The 26153-nt window shown below is 32.1% G+C and carries 29 protein-coding genes, 1 tRNA gene and 1 pseudogene; 22 read left to right on the forward strand and 9 right to left on the reverse strand.

Annotation, left to right across the window (positions count from 1 at the left end):
* Positions 1–67 precede the first annotated feature (67 nt).
* Both Q4Q39_RS05370 and dusB read left to right on the forward strand, forming a co-directional pair.
* Positions 68–1186, forward strand: a complete 1119-nt coding sequence (locus Q4Q39_RS05370; protein WP_303281367.1) for a T9SS type A sorting domain-containing protein — start codon at positions 68–70, stop codon at positions 1184–1186.
* Positions 1187–1273: 87 nt separating this feature from the next.
* Positions 1274–2269 (forward strand): tRNA dihydrouridine synthase DusB, encoded by a 996-nt coding sequence (gene dusB / locus Q4Q39_RS05375; protein WP_303282025.1) that lies wholly within the window; start codon positions 1274–1276, stop codon positions 2267–2269.
* A gap of 21 nt (positions 2270–2290) precedes the next feature.
* On the opposite strand, the gene Q4Q39_RS05380 is transcribed toward dusB, so the two are convergent.
* Positions 2291–3496 (reverse strand): ABC transporter permease, encoded by a 1206-nt coding sequence (locus tag Q4Q39_RS05380; RefSeq protein ID WP_303281368.1) that lies wholly within the window; start codon positions 3494–3496, stop codon positions 2291–2293.
* A 47-nt stretch (positions 3497–3543) separates the two neighbouring features.
* Positions 3544–3939 (reverse strand): 30S ribosome-binding factor RbfA, encoded by a 396-nt coding sequence (rbfA, locus tag Q4Q39_RS05385; protein WP_303281369.1) that lies wholly within the window; start codon positions 3937–3939, stop codon positions 3544–3546.
* Between the two features lie 138 nt (positions 3940–4077).
* Here rbfA and mce point away from each other — a divergent pair, with 138 nt between their 5' ends.
* Positions 4078–4482 (forward strand): methylmalonyl-CoA epimerase, encoded by a 405-nt coding sequence (gene mce / locus Q4Q39_RS05390; protein ID WP_303281370.1) that lies wholly within the window; start codon positions 4078–4080, stop codon positions 4480–4482.
* Between the two features lie 49 nt (positions 4483–4531).
* Positions 4532–4605, forward strand: a tRNA-Ile gene (locus Q4Q39_RS05395).
* Between the two features lie 218 nt (positions 4606–4823).
* Here the strand turns inward: Q4Q39_RS05395 and Q4Q39_RS05400 are convergent.
* Together Q4Q39_RS05400 and Q4Q39_RS05405 are read right to left on the reverse strand one after the other, a co-directional pair.
* Positions 4824–5102 carry a sigma factor gene (locus tag Q4Q39_RS05400; protein WP_303281371.1) on the reverse strand — a complete coding sequence of 93 codons (279 nt, stop codon included), beginning with the start codon at positions 5100–5102 and terminating at the stop codon, positions 4824–4826.
* Position 5103: 1 nt separating this feature from the next.
* Complete coding sequence (locus tag Q4Q39_RS05405; RefSeq protein ID WP_303281372.1) at positions 5104–5472, reverse strand: hypothetical protein; 369 nt, start codon at positions 5470–5472, stop codon at positions 5104–5106.
* 453 nt (positions 5473–5925) lie between these two features.
* On the opposite strand from Q4Q39_RS05405, the gene Q4Q39_RS05410 reads away from it, so the two are divergent.
* The 9 genes from Q4Q39_RS05410 to Q4Q39_RS05445 all read left to right on the forward strand — a co-directional run bounded on the left by Q4Q39_RS05410 (position 5926) and on the right by Q4Q39_RS05445 (position 14607).
* The gene (locus Q4Q39_RS05410; RefSeq protein WP_303282026.1) at positions 5926–6159 is read left to right on the forward strand and encodes a helix-turn-helix domain-containing protein; all 234 of its coding nucleotides are present in this window, start codon (positions 5926–5928) and stop codon (positions 6157–6159) included.
* A 539-nt stretch (positions 6160–6698) separates the two neighbouring features.
* Positions 6699–7685 carry an N-acetylmuramoyl-L-alanine amidase gene (locus tag Q4Q39_RS05415; RefSeq protein WP_303281373.1) on the forward strand — a complete coding sequence of 329 codons (987 nt, stop codon included), beginning with the start codon at positions 6699–6701 and terminating at the stop codon, positions 7683–7685.
* Between the two features lie 31 nt (positions 7686–7716).
* The gene (locus Q4Q39_RS05420) at positions 7717–8754 is read left to right on the forward strand and encodes a hypothetical protein (RefSeq protein WP_303281374.1); all 1038 of its coding nucleotides are present in this window, start codon (positions 7717–7719) and stop codon (positions 8752–8754) included.
* A gap of 7 nt (positions 8755–8761) precedes the next feature.
* Positions 8762–9676 carry a hypothetical protein gene (locus Q4Q39_RS05425; protein ID WP_303281375.1) on the forward strand — a complete coding sequence of 305 codons (915 nt, stop codon included), beginning with the start codon at positions 8762–8764 and terminating at the stop codon, positions 9674–9676.
* Between the two features lie 25 nt (positions 9677–9701).
* Positions 9702–11741, forward strand: a complete 2040-nt coding sequence (locus Q4Q39_RS05430; RefSeq protein ID WP_303281376.1) for a hypothetical protein — start codon at positions 9702–9704, stop codon at positions 11739–11741.
* A gap of 505 nt (positions 11742–12246) precedes the next feature.
* Positions 12247–13578: a sugar MFS transporter gene (locus Q4Q39_RS05435; protein WP_303281377.1), complete on the forward strand. Its 1332-nt coding sequence runs from the start codon at positions 12247–12249 to the stop codon at positions 13576–13578.
* Between the two features lie 105 nt (positions 13579–13683).
* A complete protein-coding gene (locus Q4Q39_RS05440; protein WP_303281378.1) occupies positions 13684–13827 on the forward strand; it encodes a glycoside hydrolase domain-containing protein in 144 nt (47 codons plus the stop codon).
* 10 nt (positions 13828–13837) lie between these two features.
* On the forward strand, positions 13838–13981 hold the full coding sequence (locus Q4Q39_RS20595) for a hypothetical protein (protein WP_367892711.1): 144 nt from the start codon (positions 13838–13840) through the stop codon (positions 13979–13981).
* A gap of 428 nt (positions 13982–14409) precedes the next feature.
* Entirely contained in the window at positions 14410–14607 is a 198-nt protein-coding gene (locus Q4Q39_RS05445; protein WP_303281379.1) for a PID-CTERM protein-sorting domain-containing protein, read from the forward strand.
* A gap of 3 nt (positions 14608–14610) precedes the next feature.
* On the opposite strand, the gene Q4Q39_RS05450 is transcribed toward Q4Q39_RS05445, so the two are convergent.
* On the reverse strand, positions 14611–15210 hold the full coding sequence (locus tag Q4Q39_RS05450; RefSeq protein ID WP_303281380.1) for a riboflavin synthase: 600 nt from the start codon (positions 15208–15210) through the stop codon (positions 14611–14613).
* Positions 15211–15285: 75 nt separating this feature from the next.
* Between Q4Q39_RS05450 and pdxA the strand changes: the two genes are divergently transcribed.
* The 9 genes from pdxA (at position 15286) to Q4Q39_RS05495 (ending at position 22710) form a co-directional block, all read left to right on the forward strand.
* Entirely contained in the window at positions 15286–16326 is a 1041-nt protein-coding gene (gene pdxA, locus Q4Q39_RS05455) for a 4-hydroxythreonine-4-phosphate dehydrogenase PdxA (RefSeq protein WP_303281381.1), read from the forward strand.
* 79 nt (positions 16327–16405) lie between these two features.
* Positions 16406–16942, forward strand: a complete 537-nt coding sequence (locus Q4Q39_RS05460) for a YceD family protein (RefSeq protein ID WP_303281382.1) — start codon at positions 16406–16408, stop codon at positions 16940–16942.
* A 9-nt stretch (positions 16943–16951) separates the two neighbouring features.
* Positions 16952–17152, forward strand: a complete 201-nt coding sequence (gene rpmF / locus Q4Q39_RS05465; protein ID WP_135877381.1) for a 50S ribosomal protein L32 — start codon at positions 16952–16954, stop codon at positions 17150–17152.
* Positions 17153–17331: 179 nt separating this feature from the next.
* Positions 17332–18333 (forward strand): beta-ketoacyl-ACP synthase III, encoded by a 1002-nt coding sequence (locus Q4Q39_RS05470; protein WP_303281383.1) that lies wholly within the window; start codon positions 17332–17334, stop codon positions 18331–18333.
* A gap of 18 nt (positions 18334–18351) precedes the next feature.
* Entirely contained in the window at positions 18352–18834 is a 483-nt protein-coding gene (gene accB / locus Q4Q39_RS05475) for an acetyl-CoA carboxylase biotin carboxyl carrier protein (RefSeq protein ID WP_303281384.1), read from the forward strand.
* Positions 18835–18920: 86 nt separating this feature from the next.
* The gene (gene accC, locus Q4Q39_RS05480; RefSeq protein WP_303281385.1) at positions 18921–20273 is read left to right on the forward strand and encodes an acetyl-CoA carboxylase biotin carboxylase subunit; all 1353 of its coding nucleotides are present in this window, start codon (positions 18921–18923) and stop codon (positions 20271–20273) included.
* Positions 20274–20414: 141 nt separating this feature from the next.
* Positions 20415–21530 carry an NAD(P)/FAD-dependent oxidoreductase gene (locus Q4Q39_RS05485; RefSeq protein WP_303281387.1) on the forward strand — a complete coding sequence of 372 codons (1116 nt, stop codon included), beginning with the start codon at positions 20415–20417 and terminating at the stop codon, positions 21528–21530.
* Between the two features lie 30 nt (positions 21531–21560).
* Positions 21561–22271 carry a monofunctional biosynthetic peptidoglycan transglycosylase gene (gene mtgA / locus Q4Q39_RS05490; protein ID WP_303281388.1) on the forward strand — a complete coding sequence of 237 codons (711 nt, stop codon included), beginning with the start codon at positions 21561–21563 and terminating at the stop codon, positions 22269–22271.
* Positions 22246–22710 carry a GreA/GreB family elongation factor gene (locus tag Q4Q39_RS05495; RefSeq protein ID WP_345075328.1) on the forward strand — a complete coding sequence of 155 codons (465 nt, stop codon included), beginning with the start codon at positions 22246–22248 and terminating at the stop codon, positions 22708–22710. Before mtgA ends, Q4Q39_RS05495 begins: the two co-directional genes overlap by 26 nt.
* Before the next feature lie 147 nt (positions 22711–22857).
* Here Q4Q39_RS05495 and Q4Q39_RS05500 read toward each other — a convergent pair whose 3' ends face one another.
* The 4 genes and pseudogenes from Q4Q39_RS05500 to Q4Q39_RS05515 all read right to left on the reverse strand — a co-directional run.
* A complete protein-coding gene (locus Q4Q39_RS05500) occupies positions 22858–23154 on the reverse strand; it encodes a S26 family signal peptidase (RefSeq protein WP_303281389.1) in 297 nt (98 codons plus the stop codon).
* A gap of 260 nt (positions 23155–23414) precedes the next feature.
* Positions 23415–24323: an ABC transporter ATP-binding protein gene (locus tag Q4Q39_RS05505; RefSeq protein WP_303281390.1), complete on the reverse strand. Its 909-nt coding sequence runs from the start codon at positions 24321–24323 to the stop codon at positions 23415–23417.
* A gap of 202 nt (positions 24324–24525) precedes the next feature.
* Positions 24526–25224 carry a YARHG domain-containing protein gene (locus Q4Q39_RS05510; protein WP_303281391.1) on the reverse strand — a complete coding sequence of 233 codons (699 nt, stop codon included), beginning with the start codon at positions 25222–25224 and terminating at the stop codon, positions 24526–24528.
* 231 nt (positions 25225–25455) lie between these two features.
* Positions 25456–26010 (reverse strand): annotated as a pseudogene (locus Q4Q39_RS05515) (leucine-rich repeat domain-containing protein); the annotation flags it as partial.
* Positions 26011–26153 lie beyond the last annotated feature (143 nt).

The raw sequence follows: 26153 nt of genomic DNA on the forward strand, positions 1-26153 counted from the left end.
GATAAAATTTTCATAAATATAGCAGAATTTTTTATGCTAACTTTGTTACTTACAAGATATTCAACTCATGAGAATTATAATTTCAATAATAGCTTTTGTTTTAGGTGTATTTAATGCCACAAGTCAGATAAATGCTGCTGTTGAGAAATTCGCATTACCGAATAATTTAATCGAATCTTCTGGAGCTATTTTTTTTAATAATAAACTAATTACTCACAATGATTCTGGAGGTGAAAATAAGCTTTTCGAATTAGATACTATTTCTGGTATAGTTACAAGAATCGTTACCATTTCAAATGCTACTAATGTGGATTGGGAAGATGTTACTCAAGATGATACAAGTATTTATATTGGAGACATAGGAAATAATAGTGGCAGCAGAACAGATTTAAAAATCTATAAAATCAATAAGACCGATTTTATAAATGCTACAAGTGTAATGGCAGAAACTATTGCCTTTAGCTATGCTTCTCAAGTAGATTTTACGGATAATCCAAACAATACTGAATGGGATTCTGAGGCACTCATTTCTTTTGATGACACTAATTTGTTATTGTTTAGTAAAAATTGGGTTGATGGTATAACAAAAGCATGTTTAATCCCAAAAACGCAAGGTACTTATGCGTTATCGTCGTTGACCACTACGTTAAATAGTGGCGGGTTAATTTCTGGAGGCACTTATAATCCATTAACTAAAAAACTTTTTTTAGTAGGATATACCGCGCTTTTACAGCCTTTTGTCTGGGTAAGCGAAAATTTTAATGGGAGTGATATTTTTTCTGGTACAAATGTACAAACAGCACTTTCTTCGTTTGGTTTTGAACAAACTGAGGCTATTGCATTTGTTAACGAAAACAGGTATTTTATAACGTCAGAATCATTTAATGTCTCTCCTTTTTCAGATTATGCTAAATTAATTTCATTTTCAACCAACGATGTTGCTCTGTCTTCGGAGGAAATTATTACAGAAAAAGACATTGTATTGTATCCAAACCCGGTAGATGCATTTTTATATATAAAAAGCAAACATGTAAATTCTATCGAAATATACGATACCAAATTAGTTCAGCTTTATAAAGGAAATAATATAAGCGTTGATATGAATACTTTTAGTCAAGGCATTTATATTATTAAAATTAATTTAAAAAATGATACTTCGCAGATAAGAAAAATTATAAAGAGATAGTTTTTTGTAGTAAAGCTTAAGGTTACTTTGTTTTTAGGATGGTTTCTGTTTGATTAAAAAACAGTAATTTTGCCCAAAATTTACAACGTGGTAAAAATAGACAACATAGAACTTCCTGATTTTCCATTGCTTTTAGCGCCTATGGAAGATGTTAGTGATCCGCCATTTCGAGCTTTATGTAAGGAACAAGGCGCAGATGTTGTGTATACAGAGTTTGTGTCTAGTGAAGGTTTAATTCGTAATGCTGCAAAAAGCGTAATGAAGTTAGATATTTACGAGAAAGAGCGTCCAGTTGGTATTCAGATTTTTGGAGCCAATTTGGATAGTATGCTACAGACCATTGATATTGTTTCGGCATCAAAACCAGACATTATCGATATTAATTTTGGATGCCCAGTAAAAAAAGTAGTGAGTAAAGGTGCAGGAGCAGGTATTTTAAAGGATATATGTTTGATGGAGAAACTCACCGCCGAAATGGTTAAACGTACAAATATCCCTGTTACTGTAAAAACCCGTTTAGGTTGGGATCACGATTCTATAAGGATCGTTGAGGTTGCCGAAAGATTACAGGATGTTGGTTGCAAAGCTATTGCTATACATGGACGTACCCGAGCACAGATGTATAAGGGTGATGCCGATTGGAAACCGATTGCTAAGGTAAAAAATAATCCACGTATGCATATTCCCGTGTTTGGGAATGGTGATGTAGACACTCCGGAAAAAGCAGTAGAAATGAGAGATAGCTATGGGCTTGATGGTGCTATGATTGGTCGTGCTACTATTGGAAATCCGTGGTTCTTTAAACAGGTAAAACACTTTTTTAACACAGGGGAACATTTAGGGCCTATTTCTTTAGCAGAGCGCGTTGAAGCTGCTCGAAGACATTTACAAATGGCTATTGACTGGAAAGGTGAAATTTTGGGTGTTTTTGAAACTCGCAGGCATTACACCAATTATTTTAAAGGTATTCCGCACTTTAAGGAATATCGTATGAAAATGGTAACTAGCGATCATTCCGCAGATGTATTTGCTGCTTTTGATGAGGTATTAGAAAAGTTTTCGGATTATCAGTTTACTGAATAAATTGTTTCAAACGATAAGGTATTAATAGCCTTTTATCAATGATTTTGATATTCTTACGGATGCAATTTTAGAGGCAATACTACCTAAAACCGAAATGGTTATAAATACAATAAAAAAGCTCTCAATCTTAATGGTCATTGGATAAGCTAATGATGGTGTTATCATAACCAAGCTGAATACTTTTTGGAGCACAGTGATGATTAGTGCGACACCTAAGCCAATAAAACCACCTACAATACTCATTAAGCTGCCTTGCAAAAAGAAAATTCTACGAATATCTTTTATGGTAGCTCCCATATTGAAAAGAGTGCTTAAACTTCTCTTTTTATCTAACATCATCATTATTAATGATCCGATAATATTAAAGAAGGCAATAATTAAAACTAAAGTGAATATTAAATATACCGCAAGATTTTCGGTATTTAACATTTTATAAAGCGCATCATTAAGCTGTGCTCTATTTTTTAATATAACTTTAGAGCCTAAAGCTTCTTGGATTTTTTGCTTAGCAAGACTTTCATCGACACCTTCATTAAGTTTAAATTCTAACGCAGATACTTGATTTGGACTATAACTCAAAAGGTTTTTTGCTAAATCTAAAGACGCATATACATAGGTGTCGTTTAAAGATTCGTTTATATAAAATACCCCAACATTAAGCGCATTAACACTATTAAACGCTTTCTTGCTAGATGTTATTTGTCCTTTACCAGGTTTAGGCACATAAATATTTATAGTTTTTGATAAATCTAAAACCCCTAGAGATAAATTATTTGAAATGCCCCAGCCTACTACAATGTGATTGGATTTTTGACTTAACCAATCGCCATGATCTATTTTGGATTCAATATTTACGACGTCTTTAAAATGCTCATCAACCCCTTTAATGGTTGCTAAATAGTTTTTATCATTACAGGCAATAGCCACACGCTCCTCAATAGTTTTAGAGAATAATGCAACTTCTTCCAAGCCGTTTAATTTAGAAATATCTTCTTCTGTTAAAATAAATGATTTACCTACAGAAGACTCTGCTTTTAAATCAGGATCAACAATACTAGAAAACTCAAGTGTGAAATCTTTTAAACCTGCAAAACCAGAGAGTACAATAAATAATGATCCAGCACCTAATATAACACCAATAATAGCAATAATGGTTATAAAATTAATAGCATTGTTCGTGCTTTTAGAGCGTAAGTAACGTTTTGCTATGTATAACGGGAAGTGCATATTTATATTAAGTAACGGGAAATGGGTTTTAACTTAAAAGTTTAAAGTTAAGATTTTTTTCTTTTATCTAAAGTTTTGGGATCTTTAATAGGGTTTTCTTCCCCTTTTAAAGACTTTTCTATTTTATCAATATATTCTAAAGAGTCGTCTACAAAAAATTCTAAATTCGGCATGCGTCTTAACTGGTGTTTGGTGCGTTGTGCTAATTCATGTCTAATTAAAGGTGTATTAGACTTTATACCTTCAATAAGTTCTTTAGCCTTATCATTCGGAAAGATACTCAAATATACTTTAGCAACCGATAAATCTACCGTTACTTTAACTTTAGATACCGATATTAATACCCCATGCATACCCCCCTGGGTAGCAGCACCTTGCAATACTTCAACTAAATCACGTTGTAAAACAGATCCTATTTTTTTTTGTCTTTGACTTTCCTCCATAATGCAAAAATAATGGATATTTAAAGATTATCTTACTTTTGATTTACATAATTTGTATCTTGACTATAAATGAAGATTCCCTTCTTTATTTAAACAAGTTCAGCACAGGCAAGGGAATGACAAAAAATAACATTAAAAATGAATAAAATTGAACATATAGGAATTGCTGTAAAAAGCCTTAAAAACTCTAATGATTTGTTTTCTAAATTATTTGGCGAACCTCATTATAAAATAGAGGAGGTGAAAAGTGAAGGTGTTAACACGTCTTTTTTTAAGGTTGGTGACAATAAAATTGAATTATTGGAAGCTACGAACGAAGATAGCCCGATTGCAAAATTTATAAATAAAAAAGGTGAAGGTATTCATCATATTGCTTTTGATGTTACCGATATTGAAGCAGAAATTAAACGTCTTAAAAATGAAGGCTTTAAAGTTTTAAACGAAACACCAAAAAAGGGAGCAGACAATAAATTAGTGGCATTTTTGCATCCAAAATCTTCAAATGGCGTTTTAATTGAACTGTGTCAAGAGATAAAGCGATAATTTTTCTTGCTAAGAAATAAAATAAGTAGTAATATTGCACTCCAATTTCGGTCCCATAGCTCAGTTGGTTAGAGCACCTGACTCATAATCAGGTGGTCCTTGGTTCGAGCCCAAGTGGGACCACTTAGAAATTGTAAAGCCTTACAGAGATGTGAGGCTTTTTTTTGCAAACACTCCAAAATTTAACATTTTTTAATGGAAATGAAAAGCCTCCTTTTTTTCGGAGGCTTGATATTTGACTAGTTCCCCTCAATAAAATTGAATAGTCAATTTTGATTGCTCACAATCAAAAAGATATTTTAACAGGTTTTTTCTATGATAACAATTACAGAAGAAAACCTTCAATTTAAAAAAACACGGGTTTTTAAAAGATGTTTGGTTTTTAAATAATTGAGGCATTCATCTTTTACAGCCTTATAAAAATAGCTTGTTCTATGCTTTTTATTTTGAAAAGTAATTTGATCTTCCCAAACCTTTACAAAAATGGCTTGTACTAAGTCTTTTGAGGTATCCAAATCATTGAGATACTTGTCTGCAAACACACAAAGTTGCGGATACAAACTTTCAAAAAGCTGTTTATAACGCTTAAGCGTGATTTCCTTTTTGCTCCCTCTCATCATTTTAAATCAAGATATTTTCTGCTTTATCTTTTGGAGTGCTTACAATCGTATTAGCTTTAATACAAGACTCTATATTTTTCGCTACGGTATAAACACAAATCCATTTTCTGTTCTCTCTTTTTTCGTTATAGTATTTGGCAGGAAAACGAGCAAAGAATAGGTCAAATTCTTTCTCCATTAACAAATGAGTACCCGTATCGTAATTTAAATCTGCTAAAATGATTCCAAAGACTTTCAAGCCCAGTCTACAATGTTTTTTTACGTCATCTTTAAGGGATGTTTGATTAATCAATAGCGTTAAGGAGTTTGAAAGTGCATCGTGTGTTAAAATCAAGATTTCCCGTGAATAATTAACTTTGGTTTTTTTCATGGATTCGGTTTTTTAGATGTTCCTTTATCCTTGTGGTTACGCATCACAAGGCCACTTTAAATAAAAAATAGCGCATAACTATTTAAAGTTAATAAGCTTAATTTTATAATGTTCTACAAAGTTGAAGTCCTTTAAAAATGAGATTAATATCTCATTAAAACCTTTTAAGTGTGGAAACAAAAAGGCGTGGAACTCAACTTAAACGTTTTCAAGGTACTGGTATACCGTCGCACGAATAAGCGAGCCCACGCCAATAGACGTGAGCATCCTACTTATCATCTCGTGCATTTAAAAATTACCAGTTTTTGAAAACGAGATTCAAAGCGATTGCTTCAAATATTTTTAATATGAAGAATCACAAAATTAGTAAATCAATGGCTAATATAATGAAATTATTTGAAATACGGTCGAACGACCGAAATATTTTATACTTCTTACATTTTCTTTGTTATTATGACAAACATTAATATTGAAATATGTGGCTTTATAACGAAAGAATGGTTACACCCATGGTTCAAAGAAGGCAAGTCTCAAAATGCTTTTGCTATAAGGCATAATATTGATGAAAGTACTGTCAGAAAAATAAAGAGTAAAACTGAATATAGAATTCCTGTTGAAACTCTAATAAAAATCTGTGACGCTAGGGGAATTAAATTATCAGATTTTTTTAAAATGATAGATAACTGATTTTAATAATCCGCTCCGCAAAGTCTCCCGACTTTGAGGTCATTATAATTCCAAAAATACTTATATAAAACTTTCATTTTCAATACTGATTATATTTTGTAATTGATGACTTCTTTAAAATATCTATTACTGGGTTATCTGCAATTTCGACTTCAATTAAACCGCTAAGTCGGGAGACTTTGCGGAGCAGGTATTTTTATGTCTAGAAAATTAAAATAACATATTGTTAATATTTGTTTTATTCATTCTAATCAATACTTTTTTAGTTAAAAAGCACACATTGAAAAACAATACAATAAATTAACTTACATAAGCTATAAATAATTCTCACAAATTATTATCTTTAGTACCTCTCCCTAGAATGATGTAGTTAGACAGAACTATATGACGTTTTCTTTCTAATTTTTAGAATTAAATAAAATTGTGTTTTGCTGTTTTTTATGATTTTGTTTACCTAATTAATTGGTGAATTCTTTTTGATATTAAAAGGAGCTGATGCTTTTTTTGTTTCAAATAATTAGAAATCTAATATTATAATAATGGAACAAAGATTTGGATTTAATAAAATGGCTATCAATGAGTTTGAAAGTTGGCTATTAGAATTTAAAATTGCCAGAACCGTTTTAAGCATTCAAGAACATCATACTTGGCTTCCGTCTTATTCAATGTTTAATGGAGCCAATCATTTTGAGTTACAAAAAGGGATGCGAAATCACCATATGAATAAAAACGGATGGAGTGATATTGGACAGCATCTCACTATTTTTCCAGACGGTGAGATTTTAACTGGCCGATCTTTTGAGAGATCTCCTGCTTGTATTTATGGACAAAACTCAAATGCGTTTTGTATTGAAAACCTTGGCGATTTTGATGCTGGTAAAGATGAAATGACCAATGAGCAACGAACCAGTATAATAAAAGTGACGGCTATTTTGTGTAAAAAATTCGGACTACAAATAAACATGAATAGTATTGTGTATCATCATTGGTTTAAATTAGATACAGGAGAAAGAAATAACGGGAATGGTGGTAATAAAAGCTGCCCGGGAACCAACTTTTTTGGAGGCAATAAGCCTGACGATTGTGAGACTAATTTTATTCCTGAAGTCACCTTGGCATATAACGAATTATTTGAATTATCTGCTAACACTAGCGTTTTAAGGTTTGTTTGTGTGAATTCCGAAAGTCTTAATGTTAGATCTGCCCCGCATTATAAAAAATCCTTAGCTAGAAGTCCTTTGTCTAGAGGTATTGTAGTAAGAGTTTTCGAAATTGCAGAAAACGGATGGCTAAAAATATCAAGTAAAAAGGATCATTGGGTGTCCGGGAAATTTACGCATCAAGTGTGGAAAGTATTTATAAAGAATGAAGGGGTCGTTTCTAGAACTGGGTGCGGAATGGAATTTGATAAAGCGTCTGTTTTTATGAAAGACGAAGCGTTATTTGTTAGTGAGAAAAAAGAAGGTTGGTATAAAATAAATATGATTATGGAATGGCTTAATGAAAACGATTTGACTTTTCAATAAGCTATTTATAATACATTCAAAAAGTATAATTATGAAAATAAAAAAGAAACCTAAAACAATTTGGCTCATTTGGGCTTCAACAATTTCTATTCTATTTATTGCAACATATATCGTAACACATGTTTTTTGTTCTTGTTATGGAGAAGAAGAGGTGTTTTTAAATAGAGATCAACTAAGTGCTATTAATTCAATTATTGCTTTAGAAAGTGATTCTACAAATACGAGGCATTCAGAAACTAATGAAATAGCAACTAAAAAATTAATTCGGAACTACCTAAGGAATGTATTAACAGAAAAAGAAGGCAGTGATGATAGTAGTTCAATAGATTCTTTGCTCTATACTTTCAAAGTAAAACATTTACCAACGGTATTACCAAAATATTCGTTTAAAGTTGACTCATTTTTCTGGTTAACAGGACGCAAAATCTTTTTAGAAATAGTGTTTTGGTCTCTTTTTGGACTAATGGCAAACCTCATGTTTAGCGTAACGATAACAGAGAATTTTGATAAGAAAAGAATACCAGAACATATTGGAAAAATATTTTACACGCCTTTTAGTGCTATCATTATTTATTTGTCTATTAATGCACTGGTTAATGGTGGATCTATTGTTTTTGACGGAGTTGGTAAAAGTGTTATAGTGCTTTCATTCATTTTAGGTTTTTTTACAAGGAGAACGATTGTATTAATTGGTAAGATTAAAGACTTGATACTCCCTTTAGGAAAAGAAGATTTAGAAAGAAAAAAGACCATTGGAGAAGTTGGAATAAACACAATTAGAGGCGTTATTGTTATAGATGAGGTTTCAGATGAAGTTAAAGAGCAGAATAATGAGTATGTAGCGATTAAAATTTCAGGAATGGAATCTGATTACATTAATGTTGTTAACCCAGATAAAACAGGTGCATTCTTTTTTAGTGATATACCAAACGGTAATTATAAAATAGAATCAGAATTGGTTATTAATCAGACAAGGTTTTATGATGAAGATGAAATTCAAGTTTTAAATAATGAGGAGCCTTTAGAAGTAAATATTGTACTAAAGAAAAGTGAGCTTATTGTAAAATAAATGTGTTATGCAAAGATTTAATTTTTCAGAAGATCTTATTATTGCTCATACTATTGCTATGAATACGTACAAAAATGACCCAAACGTATTTGGTATTGATATTGGTAATCGTTATGAAAATGATACTCGTAAAAAAGAACTCTGTGTACGAGTGCATTTGAGTTTTGATGGAGGGTATACCTCAACGAATCCCTTAATCACCTTTATTAATTATGCCAATTTTGGAGTTCAAACCAGACGGAAGGTCATTACTGTTAATTCGGAAAGAAGAAAACGATTTCAAACCATAAAACCAGGAATAAGTGTAGGGACTTTTGCATCAGGAACACTTGGCTTAATTTGTTTTGATAAGCTTAATGGAAAAAAACCGTGCTTGCTTACAGCAGAGCATGTTATAGAGGGAAGAGTAGGCACTATTGTATCGCAGCCAGGAGCCGGACTTGATAGAGGGCGCTTCTTTGCGGATGGGATAGCCAATAAATTACGGTCAGACACACATGGTGACGCTGCTATTGCCACATTAAAAAGAAATAGGAAATATACCCTTGATCAGTTTGAAACCAGTAATGTCATTAATGGTACTCAACAAGTAAAGGTGGGAGACGTGTTAACCAAATCGGGAAGAACCACAGGGTTAACAACGGCTTTAGTTGATGGAGTAGGTGTGTATTTTAAGAAAACATCCTATATGCGTAGAGCTATTAAAGGTTTTAGGTTAGTACCTATAGATGATCAAAATACAGACGACATCCAAATTTCTGATAATGGAGACTCTGGTGCCATTTGGTTTGATTCAAAAACTAATAAAGGTGTTGGATTGCTCTTTGCAGGAGAAAATGGTTCAGTAAAAGCCAATCAAGAGTTTTGCTTAGCACAACACTTACCTGATATTATTGAGCGTTTAAACATATCAATCATATAATATTATAATAAATCCAAAAATTAAAATGATAATTAACCAACGTAACCTCCAGAGACTATTATTTATTTTATTACTGAGTCTTTCGTTTTCTCTAAGTGCTCAAAATGCCTATTACGACGCCTTAAAGATAGATTTTTTAGAAGAAAAATATAAGGAATTTAAAAGTAAAGCAGGAATTTCTGCAACTGAAATAAATACAATAGAAACCCAAATATTAAAGGACAAGAATAATTATGATTCATTTCTTGCTACACCGTTCTCTATTGCTTTGTCAAAGGAAAACATAGAGAGTATTAGAAAGAGTATTGTAATCAACGATTTAGGAGTAATCGCATTTTCTTCCAATTTTGTTGCGCTTGCTGATCAGGCTGCAAATCCTGCGACTTCAAATCTTTTTTCTATTCCAGTTTCAGCACAATCTGCCATAATTGATGGTACCGCTAAGTTTCTAGCCGAACGTTTTAAAGAAGATATAACAACCTTATATATAAACAAGTTTAGGGAAAAACTTGAGTCGATTCCAGAACTAAAAGCATTATATCCTAAAACATTTTCATTTCTTAAAACGGCAGATGTGTTTAATTACAGATCCTTAGGAAATGATTTTAAAGAGGCTTTTGAAGAAGATCTTAAAAACATATTAAGTAACCTTGGAATTTATATTAATGATAATGCAAACTTGAAAGCCAAATTAATAGCAAGTAAGGTTTATTACCCATTCGATTTTACACTAGCATTATCAGACAAGTTAATAAATGGGTATCATCCTGTTGAAATTTTAGATTATCTGGAAAGTAGGTACAAAAGTAATCCAGATGTCGGCTTTAGTAATTACTATAACATTACTCATGGCTTAAATATTCTGCAAAAAAACTTACAAAGAAAAAAATCAGATGAACCTAGTCAAAGCATAGAGCTCGTAAAACCATTTGAAAATATTTGGCTACGGTTTTCAGATTTGAAAAAGATAAATACAGCAGATAAAATAAAATATTTTACAGCATTAATTTACAATCAAGATCGAAACTACTTTTCAAATGTTTTAAAAATTGATGCAAATAACGTTTACGACTTTTTTAATAACACAATTTATCCCATTGCAGGAATATTAAATGATATAGAAAATATTCAATCAAAAGGAAAAAGTATGACCGCAGATGATTATGTAGGTGTGATGTCAAATACATTGAAGTTATTAAAATACATAAACGGTAAAGAAGAGATCGGTTTTAGAGTTGGAGAAATTAAGTTTACGGGCAAAGATGGTGAAGAAGTCATAATAGACGTACTAGATTTGATGGATAAAATGGTTGATTTGTATAAGTCGATTCAAAATAAGGATTATGGATATATTGTAACCAACGGTTTGTATGTAACCGAAAAAATATTATTAGCGAGCGGTGAGTCCAAAGCGAATATCATAAAAGTGACTCAAGTCGTTAGTAAATATGGTGGGTTTATGGTAGATGTTGTTACAGCCGATAATTCTGATGAAGTGAAAGATGCCATTAAAAAGAATGTCACAAAGTTTTCATTTTTAGATAAACGAAATAGTTTGTTTAGTCTAACAATTAGCGGACATCCTGGAATATATGGAGGGGTCGAAGAATTAACTAAAAATAATACGTCTCAAGCAAATTTTGGAATCACAGCGCCTATTGGTTTTGAATTTATGTGGGGTTTTAGAACGTGCAAAGGCACAAAGAATAAGCAGTATGCTTTTGTAAATGAAGATGATACCATTAAGTATCTTTCTGGACATGCATGGAGCATTTTTGTCTCTTTTGCCGATATTGGTGCGGCGTTTAACTATAGATTGAATGATACAGAAAGTGAGCTTCCTCAAGAATTGACCTTTAAGCAAATATTTTCCCCTGGAGTTTCTATTAATTATGGATTTAGAAACTCTCCAATAACACTTGGAGCAGGGATACAATATTCGCCAGAATTAAGAAAAGTTACTGTCGAAAATATAGAAACAGGATCAAATTCACTTAGAGCTATGTTAAGATTGAGTTGGGATATCCCTTTAATAAAAATATACAGTAAGCATGTAAAAAAATAGGGTAGACAATTATCCTACCAGCTATGGTTTTATTATTTATAACAGCTAAAAAAGCATCTTATTTTTGTGAGATGCTTTTCAATTTTCAAATGGGTTTGTTTTGGCTTTCAGTATTCCAAGCGTACTGTTTTTATTCAAAATAGTAAAAGTCAAGATGAGTTCAATGATTATTTTCCTAATCAATTTAAAACTCGACGTAAACTTTATTGAAAATGGTTTTATGCAAGATAATAACCAGTTAAAATTCACAATAATTAATAGCCTAAACTCTAATGAATTACAAAATGTTAGTAAGGGAATTGAAAATGAAAATGCAAAACGACGACTAAATTTACTATTTTCGAGTAATTTACATTTTAAAATTGAAAACAATGATTATAACTTGTTCTTAAAAAATCCCTGTTAGTCGCAATTATATAAAGCAAGCCAAAGAACGCATTTTTAGTATTTAAAGACGATAAAGAAAATCAAAACACTAACTATACTCTAAACCTAATTAATAATCATGTCTAATAACCAAGAAACCACATCTCCATCTAAAAACAACACATTAGTTCCTATACTTATTATTGCAGGATTATTTTTTATTTTCGGATTTGTTACATGGATAAATGGCGCATTAATTCCATTTATGAAAACTATAAATGAACTCACCGATGCACAATCTTATCTGGTGGCAACCGCATCTTATATTTCATTTGTTATCATGGCATTACCAGCTTCTTATATTATTAAGAAGATTGGTTATAGAAAAGGCATGTCATTGGGGCTAATAATAATGGCAATAGGGGCTTTGGTTTTTATCCCTGCTGCTGAGGCCAGAACCTATTGGATGTTTTTAACAGCGATTTTTATACAAGGAGCTGGGATGACCTTATTGCAAACGGCTTCAAACCCATATATAACTATTTTAGGGCCTATTGAAAGTGCAGCAAAACGTATTGCTATTATGGGTATAGCAAATAAAGTAGCAGGTGCATTAGGGTCTGTGATTTTTGGAGCGATTTTGCTATCTGGAATAGACGAGATTAAAGAAAAACTAAACCTTGTGGATGCTGCTGAAAAAGCTAACTTATTAAATACAATGGCAGATAGTGTTGTTGCACCTTATGTAGTCATGGCAATCGTTTTGCTTTTACTAGGGGTTTTAATTAGAAAGGCACCTTTGCCACATGTAGAAGCGCAACCTATTGAAGCATCTGAAACTGGAGGAAAAGCAAAATCAAGTATTTTACAATTCCCTCATTTATGGTTGGGTGTTTTAGCCTTATTTGTATATGTTGGTGTTGAGGTTGTTGCTGGGGATACTATCATTGCGTACGGAATATCATTGGATATTCCCGTCGAGCAAGCTAAGTTTTTTACATTGTTTACTTTAATGGCTATGGTAGCAACCTATGCTTTAGGAGTATTTTTAATACCAAAATACATAAGCCAAGCTTTTGCATTAAAAGCAAGTGCTATTTTAGGTATTATATTGTCGTTTTGTATTGTATTTACAGACGGTTTTACTTCTGTACTTTTCGTAGCAGCATTAGGTGTTGCTAATGCTTTGGTTTGGCCAGCTATTTGGCCTTTAGCTTTAACAGGATTAGGTAAATTTACTAAAACAGCTTCGGCATTACTTATTATGGCTATTTCGGGAGGGGCTATTATTCCACCATTATATGGCGCTCTAGTAGATAATAAAAAAGAAGATTTGCTTGCAAGTGGAATAAATGAAGTTGTAGCTACGGCTGATGCTGCATCTTTTGGTTATTGGATTTTATTGCCCTGTTATATCATTATTTTGTACTATGCGTTTTTTGGACATAAAGTAGGGCTTAAAACAGCATAGGAATATTTTATGTATGGTCTGACAAAAAAGAATTGAGTCTGTTGATGTTTTTAAGAGGGTTTACCATTGTCACTATGATTTTTATTGTAACAAACCAGGGGGCTTATGGGAAATGATGATTGTGGTCAAATGCCTGCTTGGTATATGTTTTCTGTCTTAGGGTTTTATCCAGTGAATCTAACAGGAGGTCAATATATCTTTGAAGCTCCACAAATTGAGGAGACTATCGTTCATTATATCCAATGGTAAAAAGTTTCAGATGGAAGCCAAAAACCTAAATAAAGAAAATTATATCGTGAAATCAGTACACTTGACGGGGGTCTTAAACCGTAATTATATCACTCATGAAGACATTCTTAGAGGGGGAGAACTTGTATTCCAAATTGGAAATGAGGTAAATTGATTTTCTAATAGTAATACTAGCTTTATTATGAATTTAAATAGAAAGAAAAAGCTATTAAAACGGGGCTTTAGGAATGGCATTGTCTGCATTCATTTTAAGTGTAACATTATGATTTATAATAAATTAAATAGATTGATAAATGATTTCAATCAATGAGAAAAAAATAATACTTTAAATAATTAGAAATAAGACAGGTATATTTTTTATTAGTTTGACATTAAATTATATATATTTACCAAGTAAATAAAAATGAGGGATTGTTTTTATAAATCGCAATTTTTTAAATAATAAGTGATTTATTAAGAGAATGTTATTAATACAATAAAACTGCATTTCAACGATGATTTATAGCGTTTCGTAGATGTTTTTTTATGAATAATAACATGTTTTTTTTGTAACCTCACTTTTTTTAATACATTTGTGTCCCGATGACAGTAAAGAAAAAAAGAATATTAGCCTCGACCTTATTTGTATTAATAAGCTTTATGTGTATGGCTCAGGTAACTCCCCCACCTCCAGGGCCATCACCAGCTCCAGGTCTTCCTATAGATGGAGGCGTATTATTTGGTATGATTTTCGCTTTGTTTTATGGAGTAAGAAAGGTAATGATTAATAATAAGAGATAATTATTATTGATCTGCCTTATTTAATTCAACTAATTTAGAGACGTACTTTCCCAAAACATCAAATTCTAAATTTACAATAGTACCTATTTTAAAAGTATTAAAATTTGTGTGATTGTATGTGTAAGGTATAATAGCGACACTAAAAGTGTCTTTTTTCGAATTTACAACCGTTAAACTAGTCCCGTTAATAGTTATAGATCCTTTTTCTATAGTAATGTTATTAAGTGATGCGTCATAATTAAAAGTAAATATCCAACTACCGTTAGCTTCTTCTATATTAGTGCAAATAGCGGTTTGATCTACATGACCTTGCACAATATGTCCATCTAACCTATCGCCTAGCTTCATGGCGCGCTCCAGATTCACTTTATCATTAATTGCAAAAGTATTAAGACTTGTTTTGTCTAATGTTTCCTTTATAGCTGTAACCGTATACTCATCATCATTAATAGTTACAACAGTTAAGCACACACCATTATGTGCGACACTTTGATCGATTTTTAACTCCGCTGTAATATTGCTTTTAATAGATATGTGAAGGTTGTCTTTCTCTCTCTTTAAATTAGAAATGACACCTATATCTTCAATAATTCCTGTAAACATATTATTATCTGTTTATTTGGTTAAATTTGCCTAACCAAACGAAATTCAAAATTACGAACAAAAGTTGTTATATTAATGATGAAAACTGAAAATATAATAGTAGGAATATCAATAGGAGATTTAAATGGTATTGGTGGAGAAATAGTTTTAAAAACATTTGAAGATGCAAGAGTTTTAGATTTTTGTACACCCGTAATTTTTGCTTCAGCAAAAACTATGAATTACTTTAAAACACATTTTAAATCAGGTATTAATTTTCATATCGTCAATAATATAAATCAATTAGCAAAAGGAAAAGTTAATGTGTATAATTGTTGGAACGACCCAGTTAAGATTGAATTTGGGAAAGAAGACGTAAAAATAGGAGAATATGCTATAAAATCTTTAGAAGCGGCAACAAAAGCATTAAAAAATAATGATGTTGATGTTTTAGTTACGGCACCAATAAATAAGCATAATATTCAATCAGAAGACTTTAAATTCCCAGGTCACACAGATTATTTAGCTCAGCAACTAGAAGGAGAAAGTTTAATGTTTATGGTAACGGAATCGTTAAGAGTTGGGCTATTAACAGACCATGTGCCTGTAAAAGATATTGTTGATCATATTACAGAGGACTTAATTGTTAAAAAAATAGACACGGTTTACGATTCTCTTAAAAGGGATTTTAAAATAGGGAAACCAAAAATTGCCGTTTTAGGAATTAATCCGCATACAGGTGATAATGGTGTTATAGGTAGTGAAGATGATGCCGTTTTAAGACCTACACTTAAAAAAATTAAAGAAAACGGAAAATTAGTATTTGGTCCATATGCAGCCGATAGTTTTTTTGGATCTAGTAACTATAAAAACTTTGATGCCATAATTGCAACATATCATGATCAAGGCTTAATTCCTTTTAAAACATTGTCTTTTGGACAAGGCGTTAATTATACAGCAGGTTTAAATAAAGTAAGAACTTCACCAGATCACGGTACTGCTTATGAAATAGCAGGAAAGGGAAAAGCTGATTCAAGTTCATTTAAAGAAGCTGTTTTTACTGCAATACAGATATATAAGAATAGAATTGATTATGAAGAACTTACTGCAAATCCGTTGAAAAAAGCAAACAAATAGATATAAACAAAAAAATGTTTATAAGTAATGTTGCATAAATAAAAATTCATATATTTGCAGGCTCAAAATAGATGAAAGAATGAAGTCATTGAAAGAGTTTATAATTCCTTTTGTAGGGTTAAAAATTGGAAAGCATCTTTTTGAGTATAAAATAGAACATGCGTTCTTTGAACATTATGAGTATGAAGAGTTTAACGATGTAAATATTGATGTAAATGTTGAGTTAGAAAAGAAGACAACATTACTTGAATTACATTTTAAAGTTTCAGGATGGGTAAATGTTAATTGCGATTTAACAAACGAGCCTTATAATCAGACTATAGGAAATGAGTTTGATTTAGTGGTGAATTTTGGAGATGAGTATAATGATGAACATATTGATATTCTTATAGTGCCACATGGAACTTACGAAATTAGTATACAGCAATACATTTACGAATTGATTGTGCTTGCAGTACCTACTAAAAGAGTGCATCCAGGTGTTGAAGACGGAACCCTAGACTCAGACATACTTAAAAAATTAGAAGAATTAAGCCCAAAGCTTAAAGAAGATAAAGAAAAAGAGGATATAGATCCTCGTTGGAATACATTAAAGAAACTATTAACGGATAAATAAATATAGAAAATGGCACATCCTAAGAGAAAAATCTCAAAAACAAGAAGAGATAAGAGAAGAACTCATTACAAAGCAACTGCGCCACAGATTGCTACATGCCCTACAACAGGTGAACCTCATTTATACCACAGAGCTCACTGGTTTGAAGGAAAATTATATTACAGAGGTCAGGTATTAATTGACAACTCAGAAGTAGAAAACGTAGCATAAATAGTATGCATGCATATAATAAAACGCTCACCTGTGAGCGTTTTTTTTTATGAAGTGTTTTTTCTAAGACAAAAACAATTAATTTGTGTGTTATTAAACTAAAATTTAGTAGTTTTCACCAAAATTTGAACGTTTTTGTCCAATTTTAATGATTTTTTGGTCGAATTAACTATAAAGTTATGAGTAAAATTTCAGCAGCAATTACAGCTGTAGGTGCGTATGTACCAGAATATGTGTTAACTAATCAGATTCTTGAGACTATGGTTGACACAAATGATGAGTGGATTACCTCTCGTACGGGAATTAAAGAGCGTAGAATTCTTAAAGACGAAGGAAAAGGTACTTCTTATTTAGCTATCCAAGCTGCCCAAGACCTTATTAATAAAAAAGGTATTGATCCCAAAGATATAGAACTTGTTATTGTTGCTACAGCAACACCAGATATGAAAGCAGCCTCAACGGCAGCTTACACGGCATCTAATATTGGAGCTGTTAATGCCTTTTCATTCGATATGGATGCGGCATGTTCTAGCTTCTTGTTTGGTATGTCGGTAGCAGCTAGTTATATAGAATCTGGTAGATATAAAAACGTATTATTAATAGGAGCCGATAAAATGTCTTCTATTATTAATTATAAAGATAGAGCCACTTGTATCATCTTTGGTGATGGAGCGGGTGCTGTTTTGTTCGAACCTAATGAAGAGAATTTAGGACTTCAAGATGAGTATTTAAGAAGTGATGGTACTGGTAGAGAATTTCTACAGGCCACTTATGGAGGATCTTCATTTCCGCTAACACCAGAATCGATGGAAAAAGGCGGACAATATGCTTTTCAGGAAGGAAGAACGGTGTTTAAAAATGCGGTATTTAATATGGCAGATGCCACTGTTAAAATATTAGAACGCAACAACTTAACTAAAGACTCTGTTTCTTGGTTAGCAGCGCATCAAGCCAATAAACGAATTATTGATGCTACTGCACAACGTATAGAATTAGAAGACGAAAAGGTAATGATGAATATTGAGAAATATGGTAATACGACATCTGCAACATTACCGTTACTTCTAAACGATTACGAATCGAAACTTAAAAAAGGAGATAATATAATATTTGCTGCTTTTGGTGGCGGATTTAATTGGGGGTCTATTTATTTAAAATGGGCATATAATTCAGTAAACTAACCAATAATTAGGGAAATCATGGATATAAAAGAGATTCAAAACTTAATCAAGTTTGTAGCCAAATCTGGTGCAAGTGAGGTTAAATTAGAGATGGATGATATTAAAATCACCATTAAAACAGGATCAGAGTCAGATACAACTATTGTACATCAAGTTCCTTCGACTCATATACCTCAAGCAGCTCCGCTAGCTGTGCAACCAGTAGCAACAGAAGCTACACCAACTAAAGCAAGCGAACCTGCCGCTGCTGAAGATTCAAAATATATAACAATTAAATCTCCTATTATTGGGACTTTTTATAGAAAACCAGCACCAGATAAGCCTCTATTTGTCGAGGTAGGACAAACCATTGCTGAAGGAGATGTGCTTTGTGTTATTGAAGCAATGAAACTTTTCAATGAAATTGAATCTGAAGTTTCTGGAAAGATAGTTAAAGTATTAGTTGACGATTCTTCACCTGTAGAGTTTGATCAGCCACTATTTTTAGTAGACCCGTCATAACCTATTAAAAATTCCAATATACAAATCTCGAAATCCAATGTTTGGAATTTGGCGATTGGAATTTGTAATTTTTAATTCAACAAGTTATGTTCAAAAAAATATTAATAGCCAATAGAGGTGAAATAGCATTACGTGTTATTAGAACCTGTAAGGAGATGGGTATCAAAACAGTAGCTGTTTACTCAACTGCAGATGAGGAAAGTTTACATGTTAAATTTGCTGATGAAGCCGTTTGCATAGGTCCACCAGCAAGTAGTGAATCCTATTTAAAAATGTCTAATGTTATAGCAGCAGCAGAAATTACAAATGCCGATGCTATTCACCCTGGGTATGGTTTTTTATCTGAAAACGCTAAATTTTCAAAAATCTGTGATGAACATGGTATAAAGTTCATCGGAGCCTCGCCAGAGATGATTGATAGAATGGGAGATAAAGCGAATGCAAAGGCAACGATGAAAGCCGCAGGTGTTCCATGTGTTCCAGGAAGTGAAGGTGTTATAGAAACTTTTGAAGAGTGTGAAAAAGTAGCTGTAGAAACAGGTTATCCGGTTATGTTAAAAGCATCTGCCGGAGGTGGAGGTAAAGGTATGCGTGCCGTATGGAAACCAGAAGATTTAAAAGACGCTTGGGATTCAGCAAGACAAGAAAGTAAGGCTGCCTTTGGGAATGACGATATGTATATGGAAAAGCTTATTGAAGAGCCTAGACATATCGAAATTCAAATTGTTGGAGACTCTAGAGGAAAAGCATGTCACTTATCAGAAAGAGACTGTTCAGTACAACGTCGCCATCAAAAACTAACAGAGGAAACACCGTCTCCTTTCATGACAAAAAAGCTTCGTGATGATATGGGAATAGCAGCTGTTAGAGCAGCAGAATATATTAAATATGAAGGCGCAGGGACTGTAGAATTTCTTGTAGACAAGCATCGTAATTTCTATTTTATGGAAATGAATACACGTATTCAGGTTGAACACCCTATAACAGAACAAGTCATAGATTTTGACCTAATTCGTGAACAAATATTAGTAGCTGCAGGAGTTCCAATTTCAGGAAAGAACTATACGCCTAAATTACATTCTATAGAGTGTCGTATTAATGCAGAGGATCCGTTTAATGGATTCCGTCCATCACCAGGTGTCATAACAACGTTACATGCCCCTGGAGGTCATGGAGTACGTTTAGATACTCATGTTTATGCCGGTTATGCCATACCACCAAATTACGATTCTATGATTGCTAAGTTAATTACAACTGCGCAAACCAGAGAAGAAGCGATTAATAAAATGAAGCGAGCTTTAGATGAGTTTGTAATAGAAGGTATTAAAACGACCATTCCATTCCATAGGCAACTTATGGATCATCCAGATTATTTAGCTGGAAACTATACCACTAAGTTTATGGAAGACTTTGTAATAGAAAAAGAAATAGAAGAATAAATGATAAACTCCGAAAGCAATTTCGGAGTTTTTTATTAATACCTCTTGTAAAAACAAAAGTCAGGCTGTATGCTCTATCTTTTTATAGAGAAGTAAGTCTAAGAGTTTCTATCCTTAACACGAAAACTGTAACTTCGTAAGATGGACTTATCCTATTGGGAAATAAAAAGCTGGTTAACTAATGTAGATTTTACTATTGTAGGTAGTGGTATCGTTGGTTTAAACTGTGCCTTAAATTTAAAAGAGCGTTTTCCTAAAGTTAATATTCTGATACTGGAAAAAGGTATTTTACCTCAGGGAGCAAGTACTAAAAATGCTGGTTTTGCTTGTTTTGGTAGTCTAAGCGAAATTCTGGATGATTTAAAGTCACATACCGAAGAAGAAGCCATAGAACTTGTGAAAAAACGAGTTGTTGGGTTACAATTATTGCGTAAAACCTTAGGAGATAAGGCAATTAACTATAAAGGGCTTGGAGGTTACGAGCTGTTTACAAAAGAAGACGATTTATTGGAGGAATGCCTTTCAAAAAAAGCACATATTAATAAGTTACTTCAACCAATATTTAAAGACCCTGTATTTAGTGTAAAGCCCAATGATTTTAAATTCCAGAAGATAGAGAATCAATACGTGTTCAATCAATTTGAAGGACAAATTGATACCGGGAACATGATGGTGTCATTAACTCAGTTAGCATTTAAAAAAGGAATAAAAATCCTTAATAATATGACTGTTCAAAGTTTTTCTGAAGATATCAATGCAATAAAAGTAGAAACAAATCAGTTTGTGTTTTCGACGTCTAATCTATTAATTGCTACGAATGGTTTCGCAACACAATTAATAAATGAAAATGTAAAGCCCGCTCGAGCACAAGTATTAATTACAAAACCTATAAAAAACCTTCATATACGAGGAACCTTTCATTTAGATAGAGGGTATTATTACTTTAGAAATGTTGATGATAGGATCTTGCTTGGTGGTGGTCGACATCTTGATTTTAAAAGGGAGGAAACTACAAAGTTTAATCAAACAGACTTAGTTCAAAATAAACTGGAAGCACTTTTAAAAACGACTATTTTACCTGAGACTGATTTCGAAATTGATCATAGGTGGAGTGGTATTATGGGAATAGGTAATCAGAAAAAAGCAGTTGTAAAACAACTATCAAATCATGTGTTTTGTGGTGTACGTCTAGGAGGTATGGGCATTGCAATTGGGAGTTTGGTTGGAAAGGAATTAGCGGATTTAATTTCTGAATAAAAAGGACTCTTAAAAAGTAAACTATTCAAGTTGATAAAACGTTTTTTTAAATTCATATTAAAAATTGCGCTGTGGTTTGTTATATTATCTATAGGCCTTGTTTTTCTTTATAAATGGGTGCCAGTGCCTGTTACCCCTCTTATGGTAATAAGGCATTTTGAAAAATCGGATGTTAAAAAAGAAACATTTTGGAAGCACGATTGGGTTTCGATTGATGCCATCTCCAAGAACTTACAATTAGCAGTTATTTGTAGCGAAGATCAAAATTTCTTAACCCATAAGGGTTTTGATATAAAGGCCATTGAAAAAGCGTATAAGAATAATAAAAGAGGGCAAAAAATTAAGGGAGCTAGTACGATAAGTCAACAAACAGCAAAAAATGTTTTTTTATGGCCACAACGTAGTTGGCTTCGTAAAGGCTTGGAAGCCTATTTTACTTTTTTAATTGAATGGATATGGTCTAAAGAGCGTATTATTGAAGTTTACTTAAATAGTATAGAAATGGGACATGGAATTTACGGTGCAGAGGCAGCATCGCGGTACTGGTTTAAAAAATCAGCAAGTAAACTGTGGCTATATGAAGCAGCTGCTATCGCTGCTATTTTGCCAAACCCAAGAGTTTATAAAGCGAATCCCGCTTCAAATTATATTCAAACCAGAAAGACTTGGATTGTAAAACAAATGAATTATTTTGGATCATTAGATTATTCTAAAAATGATGGAAAACCTCTTAAAAATTAAAGAAGATCTGTATTCACAATGTTTAGACGCTATAAATGATAGATATCGAACTGTGCAGAATACTATAAATGAAATTCAGGTTTCATTGACTTCAGAAACAAAAAGCAGTGCAGGCGATAAACATGAAACTGGACGCGCTATGCTACAATTGGAACGTGAAAAAGCAGGAAGTCAACTAGCCGAAATTCAAAAAATTAAAGAGATTTTATTTAAAATGGATATTTCTAAAACATTAAAAGTAGTTGGTCTAGGAAGTGTTGTTTTCACCTCTCAAGCCAATTATTTTATTGCTATTAGTACAGGTAAATTAATTGTTGATGGGGTTCAATTCTATGCTATTTCACCTAGTACACCAATTGGGCAGTTGTTAATTGGGAAAACGGTTGGTGATAAGGTTGTTTTTAGAGAACAGAAGTTTTTAGTCAATCTAATTATCTAAAAGAAAAACAAACTAATTTAACTTGGGTTGTATACTATGAAAAGACAATTTATTCTACATTTAGAATTCTCTTCAATAGAATTACCAAATGGATTACAGTATGCCGAAAAAGAAGTATTGTAAGTGTTTTTATTCATTAGATAATGTCTATGACATTGGTAATATCTCTATTACTTTTCCATAAACATTTTTAGTCCATCCGTTAATTCTTCCATGATTATTACCAATTAATAAGCCACGCTTGTTATTTTTTCCTTTCACAAGATGTGTAAAGCAATTGCCTCTAACCTTACAATAAACAATATCTCCTGTTTCGCAATCTTCCCATTGAATAGGTTGAAGTTTTACAGGTTGTTTAGACTTTAGCAGAGGTAACATAGAATTACCGGATTCTTTTGAAATAATGGTTTCTCCATTTTGTAGTTTTTGAATTTTCCAATTCATACTATTTAATTTTAAATGTTATGTAAGACATTATTGTCTCACATAGCCTTCAAAATTTTTAAAAAGAATGTTTCCAATGAACTGTTGCAAAGATATGAACTCATTTAGACTTTTTGGATTTAAGTGAAAATTAGAAGTTTTTGCCTATGTTAAAGACTTTTTTGAGTTGCATAGCAGAGCTACAGAAGGAAAAAAAGACAAAAACAGAGTTGAAAACAGCCATTTTTTAGCAAATTGAAAAAGTCTAAATGAGTTCTATATCAAACTTGATATAAAAAGACCGTTTTTCCTTTTTTAAGTTGGACATCATGCTCAAAAAATACGTTTTCCCCATTTAAATCAGCTTCAATTAAATAGAAAGATCCTTTATAGTAAGATTGTTTTACGATTGCTTTTAAATCGGATCTATCAACAGGTTTTAATTGATTGGCATAGATAATTTTACTATTGATCTCATTAAATTCTCCAAAAAAAGAAGCAATAAGTTTGTTTTCAGGATTGTTGTATAATTCTTGAGGTGTAGTATTAGCCATGATTTTTGCATCATGAAGTACAATCATATTATCTGAATATGATAACACATCATCTTTATCGTGAGTTGCAACAATACAGGTAATGTTTTTTTCTTTTAGGTATTTAAATAAACTTCTGCGTAAAGATTGCTTTTTAAAGTTATCAATATGACTAAAAGGTTCGTCTAATAAGATTATTTCGGGCTGTTTTGCAATGGCTCTGGCTAAAGCAACACGTTGTTTTTGTCCACCACTTAATTCTTTAACTTTTGTTTTAGCAAAAGGTTTTAATTCAACAACATCTAATAACTCGTTAATACGTGCTTGTTTTTCTTCAGGATAGAAATTAGACAGGAATGCACCAATATTTTCGGCAACAGTAATAAAAGGCATCAAATCGAACTCTTGAGCGACATACTTCATGAATTCCGGGCCAATAATCAGGTTGTGTTTTGGCCCTAAAATTTCAGAATTATTCCAAAAAATGTGTCCTTTGTGTAAATCATAAGTGCCATAAAGTAGCTTTAAAAGGGTACTTTTTCCAGAACCACTTTCACCTATGATAGAAACATGTTCTCCTGCTTTAACATTAAAACTGATGTTATTTAAAACAGCTTGTTTTTTATAGCTAAATGATATATTTTTTACTTGAAGCATAATCTTTACAGAAATGCAAAAATATGATAAAAAACCTTCTTGGGTAATATTGATATTTTGTTTATCAATTTCTTATTAATGTTTTTCTAATTGCATACAGCTTTTAGTAATTATCTTTATTCAGGACGGGTCAAGCTTGCACACAACGTTTAGTATAACAAGAGAAGCCTGCCGATAGGCGACTATGATTTGTTATACTTTGTTATTTGCTTTTTTTTTCTTGTTCAACTTTCTGTATCGCACTAATATTAGCTTTTTCAATATCCGTCAAAAAATCATCAACATTTTCATAGATTCCTCTATACCATTCCTGTTTTTTAAAGTATCGATCCATTTTACCTCCCTCTCTAAAGATATAGCCATACTTTGCAAATATTTCGTTTCTCATTATTCTTAGTTCCTCTAAAGATAAAGACCTTATATATTCATCTTTCATAATTTCAAATTCGGTTGTCTGTTTATAACTAAAATGGTCGCTGTCTTTTTCGAGAAAACCAAATTCAAACTGTGTTTCTACTCCTCCTAAAGGAATATCTAGTTTTAAATATTTTTGACTCCACCCCCTATTTTCTTTTATCACAAACTCACCACTAGTTTCATTTGAAAAGAATTTATTTCCACTAATTTTTACATTCGTATATGTGAAGTATTCAACATCCCAATCAATTAATTCGATATTTTTAAAAGATCTATATACTGAAACACGCTGTGCGCAGATTATTTTTCCCTCTATCGCAATATTTATTTTGGATTCTTCTTCATCTAAAAACACAAACAAATATGCTCCTTCATATTCAGATACGTCGCTTGCTATCCATGGAATCAATTCGGTTTTATCAAATTTCAGTTGACTTAATGAAACAGTTGGGATTAGTATTAATAAAAACAGTATTTTTTTCATTGTATCAATCTCGATTAACATCAAATTTAGTTATTGATAATCAGTTAATTATTTTTTTCTTTTCTCAGCCTCTTTTTACCTCGTTAGCTCAAGGAATTAATCGGATTCTGATGTGGGGAATTGCAAATAACGGTTCAAATAAAAAGCCGTTTTTAATGCTTTTTATTTTGTGTTAGCCATTGTTTTCTAATTCAAGAAAGCATTAATTAAACTGACTTTTCTTACGAAATACTAATCCCATTCATCCATTTCATCTTCGTCATCTAAATTTATGTCGGAGTCATAAAAATCTCTTTCTTCATCAAAATTAACATCACAAGCTTGTAATAAATCTTCTATTTCCTCTTTTTTATCCTCAGAGATATTATTCTTAAACAAGTCTAGTTCATACAATTGATCTAATTCTTCCCAAGATTCTGGAATACCTGTAATAAGATTTTCTGAAAGATCCATTCTCTCAAGGTTGAATAGACTCCCAATACTGGTTGGTAATTCAGTTAACTTGTTTCGATTTAAGTGTAGGTGGCAAAGTTCTTCGAGTTCTCCTACGGAATCTGGTAACTTAGTGAGTTCATTTTCTGATAGGTCCAGAATGCCTAATTCCTTTAATCCACCAATGGATTCAGGTAAATTTTTGAGTTTGTTATTTCTAATATAGAGAGTCCCTAAATGGTTTAGTTCATTAATCCATTTAGGTATTTCTTCGATTTGATTATCGCTCAAGTCCAGGTATTCCAAATTTGGAAAACTCCTTATGGATTCAGGTATTACATTTAAATTTTGGTTTGTTAATTTTAGGCAAGAGACTTTTTTTTTCTTTTAATGCTTCCTCAATGGAAGAATACATTTTATCATTCATAAATTTTATCAATTAATGTTTAATAATGTTTAACGTTTTTGTATAAGATTTGTAGCGTTGGTTTAGCAGT

Origin of the sequence: Flavivirga amylovorans, from assembly GCF_030540875.1 — a bacterium.
GTDB lineage: Bacteria > Bacteroidota > Bacteroidia > Flavobacteriales > Flavobacteriaceae > Flavivirga > Flavivirga amylovorans.

Excerpts from the sequence above, each read along its gene's own strand:
- Q4Q39_RS05370 (WP_303281367.1), top strand. The coding sequence starts at position 68 with ATGAGAATTATAATTTCAATAATAGCTTTTGTTTTAGGTGTATTTAAT.
- Q4Q39_RS05380 (WP_303281368.1), bottom strand. The coding sequence starts at position 3,496 with ATGCACTTCCCGTTATACATAGCAAAACGTTACTTACGCTCTAAAAGC.
- rbfA (WP_303281369.1), bottom strand. The coding sequence starts at position 3,939 with ATGGAGGAAAGTCAAAGACAAAAAAAAATAGGATCTGTTTTACAACGT.
- mce (WP_303281370.1), top strand. The coding sequence starts at position 4,078 with ATGAATAAAATTGAACATATAGGAATTGCTGTAAAAAGCCTTAAAAAC.
- Q4Q39_RS05400 (WP_303281371.1), bottom strand. The coding sequence starts at position 5,102 with ATGATGAGAGGGAGCAAAAAGGAAATCACGCTTAAGCGTTATAAACAG.
- Q4Q39_RS05405 (WP_303281372.1), bottom strand. The coding sequence starts at position 5,472 with ATGAAAAAAACCAAAGTTAATTATTCACGGGAAATCTTGATTTTAACA.
- Q4Q39_RS05410 (WP_303282026.1), top strand. The coding sequence starts at position 5,926 with ATGACAAACATTAATATTGAAATATGTGGCTTTATAACGAAAGAATGG.
- Q4Q39_RS05415 (WP_303281373.1), top strand. The coding sequence starts at position 6,699 with ATGGAACAAAGATTTGGATTTAATAAAATGGCTATCAATGAGTTTGAA.
- Q4Q39_RS05420 (WP_303281374.1), top strand. The coding sequence starts at position 7,717 with ATGAAAATAAAAAAGAAACCTAAAACAATTTGGCTCATTTGGGCTTCA.
- Q4Q39_RS05425 (WP_303281375.1), top strand. The coding sequence starts at position 8,762 with ATGCAAAGATTTAATTTTTCAGAAGATCTTATTATTGCTCATACTATT.
- Q4Q39_RS05430 (WP_303281376.1), top strand. The coding sequence starts at position 9,702 with ATGATAATTAACCAACGTAACCTCCAGAGACTATTATTTATTTTATTA.
- Q4Q39_RS05435 (WP_303281377.1), top strand. The coding sequence starts at position 12,247 with ATGTCTAATAACCAAGAAACCACATCTCCATCTAAAAACAACACATTA.
- Q4Q39_RS05440 (WP_303281378.1), top strand. The coding sequence starts at position 13,684 with ATGGGAAATGATGATTGTGGTCAAATGCCTGCTTGGTATATGTTTTCT.
- Q4Q39_RS20595 (WP_367892711.1), top strand. The coding sequence starts at position 13,838 with ATGGAAGCCAAAAACCTAAATAAAGAAAATTATATCGTGAAATCAGTA.
- Q4Q39_RS05445 (WP_303281379.1), top strand. The coding sequence starts at position 14,410 with ATGACAGTAAAGAAAAAAAGAATATTAGCCTCGACCTTATTTGTATTA.
- Q4Q39_RS05450 (WP_303281380.1), bottom strand. The coding sequence starts at position 15,210 with ATGTTTACAGGAATTATTGAAGATATAGGTGTCATTTCTAATTTAAAG.
- pdxA (WP_303281381.1), top strand. The coding sequence starts at position 15,286 with ATGATGAAAACTGAAAATATAATAGTAGGAATATCAATAGGAGATTTA.
- Q4Q39_RS05460 (WP_303281382.1), top strand. The coding sequence starts at position 16,406 with ATGAAGTCATTGAAAGAGTTTATAATTCCTTTTGTAGGGTTAAAAATT.
- rpmF (WP_135877381.1), top strand. The coding sequence starts at position 16,952 with ATGGCACATCCTAAGAGAAAAATCTCAAAAACAAGAAGAGATAAGAGA.
- Q4Q39_RS05470 (WP_303281383.1), top strand. The coding sequence starts at position 17,332 with ATGAGTAAAATTTCAGCAGCAATTACAGCTGTAGGTGCGTATGTACCA.
- accB (WP_303281384.1), top strand. The coding sequence starts at position 18,352 with ATGGATATAAAAGAGATTCAAAACTTAATCAAGTTTGTAGCCAAATCT.
- accC (WP_303281385.1), top strand. The coding sequence starts at position 18,921 with ATGTTCAAAAAAATATTAATAGCCAATAGAGGTGAAATAGCATTACGT.
- Q4Q39_RS05485 (WP_303281387.1), top strand. The coding sequence starts at position 20,415 with ATGGACTTATCCTATTGGGAAATAAAAAGCTGGTTAACTAATGTAGAT.
- Q4Q39_RS05495 (WP_345075328.1), top strand. The coding sequence starts at position 22,246 with ATGATGGAAAACCTCTTAAAAATTAAAGAAGATCTGTATTCACAATGT.
- Q4Q39_RS05500 (WP_303281389.1), bottom strand. The coding sequence starts at position 23,154 with ATGAATTGGAAAATTCAAAAACTACAAAATGGAGAAACCATTATTTCA.
- Q4Q39_RS05505 (WP_303281390.1), bottom strand. The coding sequence starts at position 24,323 with ATGCTTCAAGTAAAAAATATATCATTTAGCTATAAAAAACAAGCTGTT.
- Q4Q39_RS05510 (WP_303281391.1), bottom strand. The coding sequence starts at position 25,224 with ATGAAAAAAATACTGTTTTTATTAATACTAATCCCAACTGTTTCATTA.